Here is a 13,339-nt window from a genome sequence, read left to right on the forward strand (position 1 = left end):
ATAGTATGGGAGAGAAAAATAAAACAGTTGTAAAATCAATGGAAGTACTTAAACTATTCCATAGTCATGAGCAGCTAAGCCTCCAGGAAATCGTAGACATATCCGGCATGCCGAAGACTTCGATTCACCGCCTTATCGGTTCACTGGAGGAAATGGGTTTTTTGACGAAGAACGAGAGCGGTAAATATTCGCTTGGCCTGTTGTTTCTGCAATTCGGGCAGCTTGTAGCTGACCGGCTCGATGTTCGGCAGGTCTCTCTTCCAATTATGCGGCGTCTGCGGGATGAGCTCGGGGAAGCGGTAAATCTCATCGTTCGTGAGCAAAACGAAGGGATTTATATTGAAAAAGTAGACACCCGGCAGCCTGTACGTGTGTATACCCAAATCGGGCGGAGGGCCCCACTGTATGCGGGTGCCTGTCCGCGGGTCATTCTTTCATTTCTGCCGGAAGAGGAGCGCCTGGAGTACCTGGATCAAGTCGAATTGAAAACGATTGCATCCGGGACTATTATTGACCAGGAAATATTACACGATGAAATCGATCAATGCAGAAAACGGCACTATACGATAAGCCATTCCGAATTGGAAGATTACACATCAGCTGTTGCAGCTCCGATTTTTAACCATAAAGGTGAAATTACCGCGGGGCTGAGTGTTGCTGGCCCTGAAACCAGATTTCAGGAAGAACAGCTTCCGCGCCTCATCGAAAAAGTAACGGAAGCCGCGCAGGAAATTTCACAGAAGCTCGGCTGGATGAGAGAGACCGGAAAGGAGGAGCAGAATGAATCTTTACCCGCTCGGTGATTCTGCCGTTGTTATTGAACTGGGGAAGGAAATTAATGAACAGATCCATCATAAGGTTCGCGTGCTGTCCGCGTACCTCGACGAGCACCCATTTCCCGGCATGGTAGAATATGTACCTGCTTTTACAACGGTCACGGTTTTTTACGACCCGGTACAATTCGGTTCTTCTCCGTACCGGCATGTGTGCACCGTAATCAAGAACTTCGCCGCCGGTTTGAGCCGGATACCGGAGGAAGAGCCCCGGATCGTTGAAATTCCTGTTTGCTACGGCGGGGAATTCGGACCGGACCTTGAATTTGTAGCCGACCACAATGGGCTTACTCCCGAGGAGGTTATTTCCATCCATTCAAGCGGTGACTACCTTGTGTATATGGTTGGATTTGCCCCGGGTTTTCCGTATCTCGGGGGGATGCCGGGGAAAATTGCGACGCCAAGGCGCTCTTCTCCACGCCTGTCCATCCCGGCGGGCACAGTAGGAATCGGCGGGACGCAGACGGGTGTATACCCGATTGAAACCCCGGGAGGCTGGCAGCTCATCGGACGCACGCCCCTTCCGCTTTTCCGGTCTAACGAGAACCCACCTGCATTGCTGCAAGCGGGTGACAGAATTCGTTTCCGCCCGATTTCCCGGCAAGAATACGCGGAGCAGAAGGAGACGCCTATATGTCTATAAAGATATTGAAACCCGGCTTGCTTACAACGGTTCAGGATAAGGGAAGATTCGGTTTTCAGAAGTACGGAGTCATTGTGAACGGCGCAATGGACTTGTTTGCGCTCCGGGTGGCTAATTTGATCGTTGGGAACGAGGAAGGGGCGGCTGCACTGGAGGTCACACTCATGGGTCCGGAATTGCAATTCCAGGAGAACCAGCTGATTTCCATTTGCGGGGCATGCCTTTCTCCGATGATAGACGGACAGCCGGTTCCTGAATGGAGACCTATATACGTAAGAAAAGGAAGTGTTTTACGGTTTAAAGGCTGCCTGTCCGGCTGCCGGGCCTACGTATCCGTTGCCGGTGGATTCGATGTTCCTGAAGTGATGGGAAGCCGGAGCACGTATGTGCGGGCAGGTTTCGGAGGCTTTGCAGGGCGTGCGCTGCGGGGAGGGGACGAGCTTTCCGCGGGTGCCCCGTCAGAGTGGGCGATTTCCTGCCTGGAACAGCTGGCGGAAGAGGAACAGCCGTGGAAAGCGGCAGGTTGGGGAGTAAGCCTCGATTTTCTTCCCGCCTACCAGTCAGACCCGGTCGTCCGCGTCGTTCGCGGCGCACAGTTCGAAGCTTTCACTGAGGAAAGTAAGGCCTGCTTTTTGGCGGACTCTTTCTTTATTACGCCGCAGTCCGATCGAATGGGATATCGGCTCAGCGGACCGAAGCTGGAGCTGAAAGAGCCACTGGAAGTCATTTCAGAGGCGGTTTCGACGGGAACGATCCAGGTGCCGCCGGAAGGAAATCCGATTATCCTGCTTGCCGACCGGCAGACGACCGGGGGGTACCCGAAAATCGCTCACATTATTTCCGTCGATCTTCCGGTTATCGCCCAGGCAAAGCCGGGAGAGCGGATTACCTTCAGCGAAGTTTCCCTTGATGAAGCACAGGAGCTGTATATTGAGAGGGAAAGAGAACTGAACCAGTTAAGACAGGGTTTGTACCTTCAACAGAGATAGGGGGAAAAGTGATGTACAAAGTCGACTTGAACTGTGACATGGGGGAAAGCTTTGGCGCTTACCGAATCGGAACAGACGAAAGCATTCTTCCTTATATAACTTCCGCGAACATTGCCTGCGGTTTTCATGCGGGTGATCCGGCCGTCATGCGGCAAACGGTCAGGATGGCGATGGAAAAGGGGGTCGGAATCGGTGCCCATCCGGGATTGCCCGACCTGCAGGGATTCGGGCGAAGAAATATGGACATCTCCCCGCAGGAGGCATATGACCTTGTCGTCTACCAAATCGGAGCGCTGTGCGGATTCGTTCAGGCGGAGGGTGGAACGATACAGCACGTAAAGCCGCACGGCGCGCTTTATAATATGGCGGCGCAAAGCGTGAACTATCGGAAGCGATTGCCCGTGCTGTTTACAACGTAAATCCCGAACTCATTTTATTCGGCCTTTCGGGAAGTGAATTGGTGAAAGCGGGTAACGGTATCGGTTTGCGCACCGCCAGCGAGGTGTTCGCTGACAGAACGTATCAGCAGGACGGTTCATTGACGTCCCGCCGCCTGCCAAATGCATTAATTACGGATACGGAACAGGCAGTGGGCCAGGTCGTCCGGATGATAAAGGAAAGCAAAGTAACGACGGTACAAGGAATGGAGATTCCACTTCGGGCAGACACGGTTTGCCTTCATGGGGACGGCGCCCATGCCCTGTCGTTTGCGCAGCGTATTCGCGAGCGCCTTACTGAAGAAGGGATTTTGATTCAGGCAGCAGGAAGCAAAGAATAAGGAAACGATGCACAAAATGTATAATTGTAGAGAGGAGAATACAGCATGATAAAGCTTATCGGAATTCTTGTTGTTGCGCTTGGCTTCGCTTTTCGCTTCAACACGCTGCTCGTTGTCATGGTGTCGGGCATTGTAACCGGCATGGTGGCCGGCATGTCATTTAATCAAGTGATTACGCTTTTCGGCAACTTTTTCATTGAAAACCGTTATATGTCGCTGCCCATTATTCTGACGCTCCCCGTTATTGGAATACTGGAGCGTTACGGGTTGAAGGAACGGGCAGAAATGCTCATCATGAAAGCGAAAAACGCGACGACCGGCAGAGTGCTTCTTACGTACCTGTTCATCCGGGAGGTGTCGGCGGCGATCGGCCTTAATATCGGGGGACATGCCCAGACTGTGCGCCCGCTCGTCGTGCCGATGGCGGAAGGAGCGGCGGTAGCCCGGTATGGAGAGATATCGGAGAAGACAAAAGAGGACATTAAATCGTATTCTGCCGCGGCAGAAAACACGGGCTGGTTTTTCGGTGAGGACATCTTCATTGCTACCGGTGCGATTCTCCTTATGAGCGGATTCTTTAAGTCGATTGGTATGAATGTAGGCATTTGGGATATGGCACTGTGGGGAATTCCAACCGCTCTTACCGCTTTACTCGTAAGCTGGATACGTTTCAACCGTCTCGATAAACGTATTGCGAGGGAAGCGATGGGCAAAGGAAATTTAGTCGAGGAAGAAAAAGCGGAGACGAAAACAAAGGAGGCTAAATAATGCAGCTCATTACGCTGGACATGGTTTATTATTTGCTCGGTATTATTGTTGCCTTCGTTGCGATACGGGTTGCACTTGATAAAAACCATCCCAATCGGCTGGGGTCCTCCGTATTCTGGGGAATTTTTGCCGTCACCTTTTTATTTGGGAAGCAAATTCCACCGCTGTACGTAGGCTATCTTCTACTCATCATGGTCGTACTCGCTTCCATTGGAAAAGTAACAAAATCGAAGGAAGAGGAAACAGATACGGAAGAAAAAGAACAGCATGCGGTCCGTCTGAAAAATAAAATTTTCATTCCTGCACTTTTCATTCCTGTTTTTACTATTATCGGTACCCTTTTGCTGGATAAGATTCATTTTGGTTCCGTCCTTCTTGTTGAGCCTGATCCGAAGAAGGTGGCGTTAATTGCGCTTGGTATAGCTACGATTATCGCCTTTATCTCAGCGATGCGGACTACAGGTGCGAAAATGGCGGTACCGGTAAACGAAGGAAGCCGTTTGCTCCAGGCGGTAGGCTGGGCGGTCATCCTGCCGCAAATGCTGGCGGCGCTGGGCGGGATTTTTGCCAAAGCCGGTGTAGGGAGTGTCGTATCGGGCATTGTCAAGGATATCTTGCCTGCACAATATCCTTTTGTTGCCGTTGCCGCTTACTGTGTCGGCATGATGCTGTTTACGATGGTCATGGGCAATGCATTTGCCGCATTTGCCGTCATTACCGGGGGCATCGGAGTTCCGCTTATTGTCCAGATGCACGGCGGAAATCCGGCGATCATGGCGGCACTCGGGATGTTTGCCGGGTACTGCGGTACTTTGATGACTCCGATGGCGGCGAACTACAACATTGTTCCTGCCATGCTGCTTGATTTGAAGGATAAAAACGCGGTCATTAAAGCGCAAATACCAACGGCGCTGCCCGTGTTCATCATAAACATGCTGCTCATGTATTATCTCGTTTATCACTTCTAAGTCAATAGCTGCATTCCAGTAGAGGAGGACAAGCAGAATGAAGAAAGTGTTGCTCACAGGATTTGAACCGTTTGGCGGGGAGACAACGAATCCTGCACTCGAAGCGGTCAAGCGTTTGGATGGAAGCAGAATAGAAGAATATACCGTAATTGCCCGCGAATTGCCTACTGTGTTTGGCGAATCGATTGAAGTATTAAAGGCGAACATCGAAGAGGTTCAGCCGGACATTATTATTTGTGTCGGGCAGGCAGGCGGACGCCCGGATATCACGATAGAACGCGTCGCAATTAACGTCAATGACGCCCGGATTGCGGACAATAAGGGGCAGCAGCCGGTTGATACACCCGTCATTGAAGGGGGCCCAGCCGCTTACTGGTCAACGCTTCCGATTAAAGCGATGGTAAAAAGGATGAGAGACAGCGGCATCCCCGCTTCCGTTTCTCAAACAGCTGGCACATTTGTGTGCAACCACATTTTTTACGCCCTGATGCATCAGCTCGCATCCTCTTTCGAGAAAAGAAGAGGGGGATTTATTCATATTCCATTCCTGCCGGAGCAGGCGGCACATCATCCGGGAAATCCAAGCATGTCGCTTGAGCAAATCACAAAGGCAATTGAAATTGGAATCGAAACGGCCATTTCCTATGAAACTGATATCGTAGAAATCGGCGGCCAGACACACTAAAGGAGAGAAGGTGCAGAGTGATGCACCTTCTTTTTTATTTACAATTGTTACAAATATCCTTGATTTTTCCACCTTGATAATTTAAAATGATTACAAATAGTAAAACAAGAACGGGAAGTAAAATTGTAATCGAAGGAAAAAGAAAGGGGTGGGAAAGATGACAGGTGTATTAAAGGACAAAAGGCTGCACAAGCTGCTCACGGCTAACGTTCTTTCTTCCATTGGATCCGGTGTAACGATGATTGGGGTTCCCTGGCTGCTTGTAAATAGAGCAGGTGGAGACGAACTGTATGGGTATGCGGCTTTATGCATGACGCTTCTTCTCTTCTTCGTGTCTCCGTATGTCGGTGTTTTCGTTGATATGTTTTCCCGGAAAAAGATTCTGCTTTTCAGCGAACTGTTCGGATTTGCAGTGGCAGCACTGTTTGCGGTATGGGGAGCTCTGGAAGGCGCATATCATACGTGGCAGCTCATTGCCGTATACTTCGGCGGCTCGCTGTATTACACGCTGCATTACACGGCGCAATTTGCTTTTAATCAGGAAATATTTGATAAGGAACAGTACAAATCGTTAAACAGCGTCATGGAAATACAAAATCAGGCCGCTTCCATGGTCGCGGGCGGACTCACGAGCGTGCTCCTTGGCAAGGTAGAGCTGTATACGATTCTTTTTGTCGACGCCGCTACCTATATCGTCGGATTCCTGCTTATTTCCCTCATCCCGTATACGGCTGTCAAAGCTGAAAAAGCGGTGCAGCGTATAACCGTCTGGTCGAACATGAAGGAAGGGTTCACATACCTAAAAGAGAAACCGATGTTTATCGTCTTCTATATGAGCTCGCTTATGCCGTATATCGGGGTTATGGTCGGAAACTACCTGTTTCCGATCTATATCGCCCATACTTTACATGCGAATGGAACGGTAATGGGCCTAACCGACACAATGTATGCGATCGGAGCGATTCTCGGCGGCTATACGATCCCGTTTCTCATGACAAAGCTCGGCGCTTTCCGCACCGTGCTGCTTACCGTAAGCTTTTATACGATAGGCACGCTTATCATTGCGGCAATCCCTGCAGTCGGTCTTTTTCTCGCTTTGAAAATTATGCTTGGCTGGGGAAATTCGGGCTCCAGAGTTGCGCGCAATACAATTATGATGAACGAAGTTCCGAATGAGTTTATAGGCAGGGCCAACAGCTTCTTTAACGCGGCCGGGATGCTGCTAAGGGTAGGGCTGATCGGAATTTTTGCAAAAGTGACTCCGCATACGGGCGTCCCTTTTTCCCTGTTTATCGTAGGTTTTCTGCTTATTGCAGCCTGTATCGGCGTTATAATAAGCCGTTCGCTATTTCACAAAAGCGTTACACCTGCCGTTAAAACTTTGTAAAAACGTTTGGTATAATGATAAAGATAGTTAATAACGGAAAAGGGGAGAACGATGGGACGACTGTTTATTTTTCTCGGCAGCATTAACCTATTTTTATCCGTAGCGCTCGGGGCATTCGGCGCCCACGGCCTGCGCGGAAGAATTACGGAAGGTATGCTTGCTGTATATCAGACAGGTGTGTATTACCATATGGTTCATGGACTCGGCCTTTTGATTATCGGCCTGCTGGCGGAACGGGTGGAGAAGCAGAAGCTCATTTCGTGGGCAGGCTGGCTGCTCCAAATCGGGATTATCCTATTCTCGTTCAGCCTGTATGCGCTCGCTGTCACGGGGATTTCAAAGCTGGGGATTATTACGCCGTTCGGTGGCGTGGCTTTCCTGAGCGGATGGATTTTAGTAGCGATTGCTGCGTTGAAAAGATAGCTTATAAACTAAGAAATGCCGGCCTTCTGTTGTATTCAGAAGGCCGGCATTTTTTTCTTAATGAGGTAAGATTTTTTAAACTGCTTTTAAATAGTTTAAGAAAAGACCGCAAGGTCAAAAACGTTAGAAAAAAGGAAGGGCAATCCACGCAGACCGGCCTTCCTGACCCAGCGGAATCTCCCGGAGAGCAGAAGAAGCCCGCAATTGTCTCCCGCCCCGAGCTACCCAGATGTTTTGCGGGCTCTGCTCGCAGGGAGGTGGAGCGGACAGTCCCCCTCCTTGCGGAAGGGAAAGGCGCGTGGAGTGAACTTTCTTTTTTCTTTTCTTAATCATTTTCATGCAGCTGAATAATGGCATTCAACTGGCCGCCCAGAATTATAATCATGGCGGAAAGGTAGAACCAGATCATAAGAATAATAACGCCCCCAAGGCTCCCGTACGCAAGGGTAAAGCTTGCGAAATGATTAACATAATAAGCAAAACCATACGAAACGACGAGCCAGCCGACGGCAGCGAAAACGGCCCCGATTAAAATTTTCTTCCATTCCAGCGGACGATTTGGCGCAAAATAATACAGCAGGGCAAAAATAATGATTAGAAAGGCAAAGGTCACTACCCAGCGCAGAAATCTCCAGCCAACCAGGACTGTATAAGGAATATTGAAATAGGATGAGGCAAACACCTCAATCGTTTTACCGAAAACAGGCAATAATAAGGTAAGTAAGAAGGCCAGTACCATAGCGAATGTAAATAAAATGGCCATCAATCTTGCCGAAATATAAGAACGCTCCTGCGGCACGTTGTAGGCCTTGTTTAAAGCAGAGATAATCGCATGAATCCCACTGGAAGCAGACCACAGCGTACCCAGCAGGCTGATAAACAAGAGCCAGCCCCTGCGCACGTTTAAATAGCCGTGCACATTCGCCCGCAGTAAATCCATCACTTTATGCGGGGCGATTTTTTCAATAAAAGAGAGCGCATTTTCCGTTGAAATCGGCAGGTATCCGATTAAGGTAAAGGCAAAAATGAAAAAAGGGAAAATCGCAAGCAAAAAGTAATAGGCAAGCTGGGCCGACAACCCGGATACGTCGTCCCGGATGAAACGCATGACGAGTTCCTTCGTACATATATACACTTTTTTTCTTTTTCTGCACTGTTCCATAGGCAGTCCCCATTGCTTCTTGGATTTGTTATTGATATGGTACGTACTATATGTTCCTTATACCGTATTATCATATACAATTAAATTTGGAAATAGTATTTCGATATTGGAGGAATCATCGTGGCAAAAGTTTTTCTCGTGAGAAACCGGAGAAAGCGCATCGAGCAGGGGCATCCCTGGGTGTACCAGAGCGAAGTGGACAAGGTCGAGGGGGAGTATACCCCGGGTGACATGGTTGAGGTTGTAAACCACCAGGGCCACTTTCTCGCCAAAGGATACATCAACCCGGAATCGCAGATGATGGTGCGCATTATGACATTTAAATCGGATGAAGAGGTAGACCAGGCCATGTATACCCGGCGCATTCGCGAAGCCTGGACGTTCCGCCGCCGCTTCCTGCCGGACATTCGCTCCTGCCGGGTCGTGTACGGGGAAGCCGACTTCCTTCCCGGTCTTGTCGTAGAGAAATTCGAAGATGTACTTGTCGTCCAGATTCTTTCGCTCGGTATGGAAGTGAGGAAGGACTGGGTTTTCAACGCGCTGCTGGAAGTGTTCGCGCCCAAAGCGATTTACCTGCGCAACGACGTATATGTAAGGGAACTGGAAGGGCTGGAACAGGAAAAAGGGTTCTGGTACGGCGAATCGGAGACGGAAATCGAAATTGAGGAGAATGGCCTGAAGCTTATCGTTGATATTGAAAACGGCCAGAAGACGGGCTATTTCTTTGATCAGCGGGAAAACCGTTCGGCCATTGCCCCGCTCATGAAAGGATGGGGAGAAAGCCACGGCATCCGCATGCTTCCTGTGGAAGAGAACGGCCAAACTGAAACCAAGCCGGTGGATAAACGAGGAAAAGTCGTAAAAAATCCGTTCTGGGACGGGGCGGAAGTATTGGACTGCTTCACACATACCGGTTCTTTTACACTAAACGCCTGCAAGCACGGGGCGAAAAAAGTAACCACCCTGGACATTTCGGAACACGCGATTGAAACGGCGAGAAGAAGCGTACAGCTAAACGGATTCCTGCACCGCGTTGACTTCGTTGTGGCGAATGCGTTCGATTACTTGCGGGAAGCAGCGAAGGAAGAAAAGCTGTGGGATGTCGTCATCCTCGATCCGCCCGCTTTTGCCAAGTCTCGCGGGGCGGTAAAAGGCGCGCAGCGCGGCTATAAAGATATCAACCTGAACGGCCTGAAGCTAGTGCGTGACGGCGGCTACCTCGTAACGGCAAGCTGCTCGTACCATATGAGCCCTGAGTTGTTTAAGGAAACGATCCAGGAAGCGGCCATTGACGCGAAGAAAATTCTCCGTCTCATTCATTGGAGCGGTGCCGGCGTTGACCATCCGAAAATTGCGACCGTGGACGAAGGCGATTATTTGAAATTCGCCATTTACGAGGTGCGCTCCCGCGTATAAAAAGCAGCGGGAAAAGAAGGATTTGTATCCTCCTGTGTGGAAATTTTTCGGAAAGAAACAAATAAGTGACTTTCTGGGAGGATGGAAGATGAAAATCCAGTTTGAAACAGAACTTTGCAATATATTAAATATCCGATATCCATTGATTCAGGCGGGCATGGCTGGAGGACCGACTACACCGGAGCTTGTAGCCGGGGTTTCCCGGGCTGGCGGACTCGGTTCACTGGGCGCCGCTTATATGCAGCCGGAAGCCATTCGGGAGGCAATCCGGAGCATTCGCCGGGTCACGGACCGGCCGTTTGCGGTGAACCTTTTTGTGGTGGACATGAAAGACGACTTTTCCCGGCTTGCGGAAGTACAGCGCGTTCTTGCACCGATGGGCGAGCGTCTCGGTATTGTACCTGGCGGCAAGGAATTGCATTCGCCGGATCTGTTCGTTGAACAGTTTCAGGTGCTTCTGGAAGAAAAAGTTCCGGTCGTGAGCACCGCATTTGGTACTTTACCGGAGGATGCAGCGAAGGAAGCGCGGTCGGCAGGCATGAAGGTGACGACGATGGTGACGACTGTGGAGGAGGCGCTGCTGGCGGAGGAAAAAGGAGCGGATGTTGTCATTGCCCAGGGAAGCGATGCGGGCGGTCACCGGGGAACGTTTGATGTTGCCGCCCACCCTTCTGGAGCGAATATCGGTACGTTTTCTCTCGTTCCGCAGGTGGCTGACCGGGTAAAGGTTCCGGTTGTTGCTGCGGGCGGTATCATGGACGGGCGCGGACTGATTGCAGCCCTTGTGCTTGGAGCGCAGGGTGTGCAGCTGGGAACGCGCTTTTTGACGGCGGCGGAATCGGGGGCGAACCCTGTTTACCAGCGGGCACTGCTGGGGAGCACGGAAGAGGATACGGTGGTTACAAAAGTTTTCTCGGGCCGTCCGGCGCGGGGGATTCGCAACCGGTTTATTGAGGAGTTTGACGCATCGGGAATTGAACCGCTTCCTTTTCCGAGCCAGAATACGGCGACAGGTGAGGTTCGCCGGGCAGCTGCCGCACACAATGATGCGGAGTATTTGTCGCTGTGGGCAGGGCAGGCGACCCGTTTGCTGACGGAAGGGGAACGGGCGGAGGAGATTGTGGAAGGGGTTATGGAAGAGGCGCGAAAGTTGATTGGAGTGGAGTAAGCGAGATGATTTCTCCTGTTGATGGGGAAGGGTAGCGGTTTTATATAGTTATATGGTTTGAATTTTTGTCGTCGATCGGCGGTGCTGTAAAAATACCGGGGGATCGACGACAGAAGGAAGTGAGGAGGGACGGGGGTTTCGTCCCTTTTGATGTTTTCCGGTATAATGGATGTTGAGTTGTGAAAGTGCTTATTTTGTGGGCGAAAAATGGGTTTTTAGACTACCTATGAGGAATTGAAACACATATGATACAATACGTCTGCCATTTTTGGTAGGCGTTTTTAGACTACCTATGAGGAATTGAAACCCTCTTGAGTGGATGGGAACGATGCGGTTGGTGGTTCAGTTTTTAGACTACCTATGAGGAATTGAAACGAAAATCCTGCACCGTTTTCTCCTGCACTTTCACTTCGTTTGTAGCATACCTATGAGGAATTGAAACTACCTTATCCTACAGGTGCAGTCAAAATAAGGTATACGTTTGTAGCATACCTATGAGGAATTGAAACTCTTTTAAACCTGTGTATTGCATAATCTGGTCTAGCGCGTTTGTAGCATACCTATGAGGAATCGGAACAGTAGCACATCAACTGCAATAAAAAATGACTTATAAGGATGCATTGGAATAAGAACCCAACTTTTTTAACCCTGCAAATTACTTATAAGTTTACCAATTGAATAATCTTATATTTTATGGTATAAAATATAAGATTATAACATTAATATAACTTTATTGGAGGTTATTATGTCCAGTTTTCTAAATGATTATATGAATAAAAACACAGGTCATATTATCAATTCTACCGTATTGAAATTAATTGCTAGTATATCTGAATATAAAGGGAAACAAGGTCTCTACGAACAGCAATCTCCCGAGATACTAAAAAAATTACAAGATATAGCTACAATTCAAAGTACAGAGTCATCTAACCGAATTGAGGGTATTTTCATAAAAAACCAACGCCTTCAAGAGTTAATGAAAGAAACAACCACCCCGGAGAATCGACCGGAAAACGAGGTAGCTGCTTACCGTTCCGTGTTATCTCAAATCCATAGTGCTGCTACGGACATTCCCATCAGACCTAATATTATAAAACAGCTTCATCAAATGCTACATTCCTTCTCACCAGGTGAAGGTGGAGCATGGAAATTTACTGATAATGAGATTACTGAAAAATACCCGGACGGAACAGTAAGAACTCGTTTTAAAACGACTCCGGCCATTTTAACCGAAGATTCAATGAAAGATTTATGCAAGTATTTTTCGTTGGCTATGGAAGAAAAGGACCCTCATGAATTGATTCTTATTGCCGCTTTTGTTCTTGATTTCCTTTGTATACACCCTTTTCGGGATGGAAATGGAAGAATGGCGCGTTTATTAACCCTCCTCTGTTTATATCATGCTGGTTATAATGTCGGTCGCTTCATATCCTTAGAAAAAATAATTGAGGAAACAAAGGAAACGTATTACTCTACTCTTTATCAATCTTCTCAGGGTTGGCACGAAGGAAATCATGATTTATTACCATGGCTCGAATACTTTTTAGGGATTATTTTAAAGGCTTATCGGGAGCTTGAGAGTCGCGTAGGTATTGTTAGCGAATCAAGAGGACAGAAAACGGAAAGAGTAAGAGAAATTGTTTTGGGGTTCCTAACTCCTTTTAGTGTTCGTGAAATAGAAAATCGTTGTCCTGATATAAAAAGGCCGACCATAAATGCGACATTGAAAGCAATGCGTGAGGAGGGCTTAATTGAATTACAGGGATTCGGACGGAGTGCCAAATGGAAGATTATATATAAGGACGAGATTGAAACGAAAGATTTTTAAATGAGCTATTGCATAAAGGTTTTTCTGTCGTCGATCGCCAGTACTGTAAAAATCCTAGGAGATCGACGACAGAAGGAAATGAAGAAGGACGTGTGTTTAATCTTTTTTGTGCTTTTTGGTATAATAGGGGTTGAGTAGTGAAAGTGCTTATTTTATCGGTGGAAAATGGGTTTGTAGACTACCTATGAGGAATTGAAACATGATGATAATTCTTGGTTGCGTGGGCGCTGTGCCACGTTTGTAGACTACCTATGAGGAATTGAAATTAATTGACCTTGTTCACTTCCAGCG

13 protein-coding genes, 1 pseudogene and 1 CRISPR repeat array are annotated in these 13,339 nt (G+C 48.6%); of the genes and pseudogenes, 12 read left to right on the top strand and 2 right to left on the bottom strand.

From position 1 onward, the window contains the following. Positions 1-5: 5 nt before the first annotated feature. From MBEAL2_RS02205 to MBEAL2_RS02245, 9 genes and pseudogenes are all read left to right on the top strand, one after another. The gene (locus tag MBEAL2_RS02205; RefSeq protein WP_047150711.1) at positions 6-803 is read left to right on the top strand and encodes an IclR family transcriptional regulator; all 798 of its coding nucleotides are present in this window, start codon (positions 6-8) and stop codon (positions 801-803) included. After that, a complete protein-coding gene (gene pxpB / locus MBEAL2_RS02210) occupies positions 781-1,476 on the top strand; it encodes a 5-oxoprolinase subunit PxpB (protein WP_047150712.1) in 696 nt (231 codons plus the stop codon). The genes MBEAL2_RS02205 and pxpB overlap by 23 nt, the downstream gene beginning before the upstream one ends. Next, positions 1,467-2,465, top strand: a complete 999-nt coding sequence (locus MBEAL2_RS02215) for a 5-oxoprolinase subunit C family protein (RefSeq protein ID WP_047150713.1) — start codon at positions 1,467-1,469, stop codon at positions 2,463-2,465. The genes pxpB and MBEAL2_RS02215 overlap by 10 nt, the downstream gene beginning before the upstream one ends. An 11-nt stretch (positions 2,466-2,476) precedes the next feature. Next, a pseudogene (gene pxpA, locus MBEAL2_RS02220) lies at positions 2,477-3,243 on the top strand (5-oxoprolinase subunit PxpA). 45 nt (positions 3,244-3,288) lie between these two features. Continuing rightward, a complete protein-coding gene (locus MBEAL2_RS02225; RefSeq protein ID WP_047150714.1) occupies positions 3,289-4,011 on the top strand; it encodes a DUF969 domain-containing protein in 723 nt (240 codons plus the stop codon). Next, a complete protein-coding gene (locus MBEAL2_RS02230; RefSeq protein WP_047150715.1) occupies positions 4,011-4,979 on the top strand; it encodes a DUF979 domain-containing protein in 969 nt (322 codons plus the stop codon). The genes MBEAL2_RS02225 and MBEAL2_RS02230 overlap by 1 nt, the downstream gene beginning before the upstream one ends. 37 nt (positions 4,980-5,016) lie before the next feature. Beyond that, positions 5,017-5,664: a pyroglutamyl-peptidase I gene (gene pcp, locus MBEAL2_RS02235; protein ID WP_047150716.1), complete on the top strand. Its 648-nt coding sequence runs from the start codon at positions 5,017-5,019 to the stop codon at positions 5,662-5,664. A 157-nt stretch (positions 5,665-5,821) separates the two neighbouring features. Then, on the top strand, positions 5,822-7,051 hold the full coding sequence (locus tag MBEAL2_RS02240) for an MFS transporter (RefSeq protein WP_047150717.1): 1,230 nt from the start codon (positions 5,822-5,824) through the stop codon (positions 7,049-7,051). Between the two features lie 51 nt (positions 7,052-7,102). Beyond that, the gene (locus MBEAL2_RS02245) at positions 7,103-7,474 is read left to right on the top strand and encodes a DUF423 domain-containing protein (RefSeq protein WP_047150718.1); all 372 of its coding nucleotides are present in this window, start codon (positions 7,103-7,105) and stop codon (positions 7,472-7,474) included. A gap of 123 nt (positions 7,475-7,597) precedes the next feature. Here MBEAL2_RS02245 and MBEAL2_RS30930 read toward each other — a convergent pair whose 3' ends face one another. Together MBEAL2_RS30930 and MBEAL2_RS02255 are read right to left on the bottom strand one after the other, a co-directional pair. Further along, the gene (locus MBEAL2_RS30930) at positions 7,598-7,831 is read right to left on the bottom strand and encodes a hypothetical protein (RefSeq protein WP_152667671.1); all 234 of its coding nucleotides are present in this window, start codon (positions 7,829-7,831) and stop codon (positions 7,598-7,600) included. Next, complete coding sequence (locus tag MBEAL2_RS02255; RefSeq protein WP_047150720.1) at positions 7,800-8,636, bottom strand: YihY/virulence factor BrkB family protein; 837 nt, start codon at positions 8,634-8,636, stop codon at positions 7,800-7,802. The genes MBEAL2_RS30930 and MBEAL2_RS02255 overlap by 32 nt, the downstream gene beginning before the upstream one ends. 120 nt (positions 8,637-8,756) lie before the next feature. On the opposite strand from MBEAL2_RS02255, the gene MBEAL2_RS02260 reads away from it, so the two are divergent. The 3 genes from MBEAL2_RS02260 (at position 8,757) to MBEAL2_RS02270 (ending at position 13,048) form a co-directional block, all read left to right on the top strand. Continuing rightward, a complete protein-coding gene (locus tag MBEAL2_RS02260; protein WP_047150721.1) occupies positions 8,757-10,052 on the top strand; it encodes a class I SAM-dependent rRNA methyltransferase in 1,296 nt (431 codons plus the stop codon). 88 nt (positions 10,053-10,140) lie between these two features. Then, complete coding sequence (locus MBEAL2_RS02265) at positions 10,141-11,220, top strand: NAD(P)H-dependent flavin oxidoreductase (protein WP_047150722.1); 1,080 nt, start codon at positions 10,141-10,143, stop codon at positions 11,218-11,220. 211 nt (positions 11,221-11,431) lie between these two features. Continuing rightward, positions 11,432-11,797: a CRISPR direct-repeat array (repeat unit 30 nt; unit sequence GTTTTTAGACTACCTATGAGGAATTGAAAC). Positions 11,798-11,965: 168 nt separating this feature from the next. Beyond that, on the top strand, positions 11,966-13,048 hold the full coding sequence (locus MBEAL2_RS02270) for a Fic family protein (protein ID WP_047150723.1): 1,083 nt from the start codon (positions 11,966-11,968) through the stop codon (positions 13,046-13,048). Positions 13,049-13,339: the final 291 nt, after the last annotated feature.

The sequence above is a fragment of the Aneurinibacillus tyrosinisolvens genome (assembly GCF_001015055.1).
GTDB lineage: Bacteria > Bacillota > Bacilli > Aneurinibacillales > Aneurinibacillaceae > Aneurinibacillus_A > Aneurinibacillus_A tyrosinisolvens.

What these genes read in the sequence shown, in the direction of transcription:
- MBEAL2_RS02205 (WP_047150711.1), top strand. Translation starts at nt 6, where the DNA reads ATGGGAGAGAAAAATAAAACAGTTGTAAAATCAATGGAAGTACTTAAA.
- pxpB (WP_047150712.1), top strand. Translation starts at nt 781, where the DNA reads ATGAATCTTTACCCGCTCGGTGATTCTGCCGTTGTTATTGAACTGGGG.
- MBEAL2_RS02215 (WP_047150713.1), top strand. Translation starts at nt 1,467, where the DNA reads ATGTCTATAAAGATATTGAAACCCGGCTTGCTTACAACGGTTCAGGAT.
- MBEAL2_RS02225 (WP_047150714.1), top strand. Translation starts at nt 3,289, where the DNA reads ATGATAAAGCTTATCGGAATTCTTGTTGTTGCGCTTGGCTTCGCTTTT.
- MBEAL2_RS02230 (WP_047150715.1), top strand. Translation starts at nt 4,011, where the DNA reads ATGCAGCTCATTACGCTGGACATGGTTTATTATTTGCTCGGTATTATT.
- pcp (WP_047150716.1), top strand. Translation starts at nt 5,017, where the DNA reads ATGAAGAAAGTGTTGCTCACAGGATTTGAACCGTTTGGCGGGGAGACA.
- MBEAL2_RS02240 (WP_047150717.1), top strand. Translation starts at nt 5,822, where the DNA reads ATGACAGGTGTATTAAAGGACAAAAGGCTGCACAAGCTGCTCACGGCT.
- MBEAL2_RS02245 (WP_047150718.1), top strand. Translation starts at nt 7,103, where the DNA reads ATGGGACGACTGTTTATTTTTCTCGGCAGCATTAACCTATTTTTATCC.
- MBEAL2_RS30930 (WP_152667671.1), bottom strand. Translation starts at nt 7,831, where the DNA reads ATGCCATTATTCAGCTGCATGAAAATGATTAAGAAAAGAAAAAAGAAA.
- MBEAL2_RS02255 (WP_047150720.1), bottom strand. Translation starts at nt 8,636, where the DNA reads ATGGAACAGTGCAGAAAAAGAAAAAAAGTGTATATATGTACGAAGGAA.
- MBEAL2_RS02265 (WP_047150722.1), top strand. Translation starts at nt 10,141, where the DNA reads ATGAAAATCCAGTTTGAAACAGAACTTTGCAATATATTAAATATCCGA.
- MBEAL2_RS02270 (WP_047150723.1), top strand. Translation starts at nt 11,966, where the DNA reads ATGTCCAGTTTTCTAAATGATTATATGAATAAAAACACAGGTCATATT.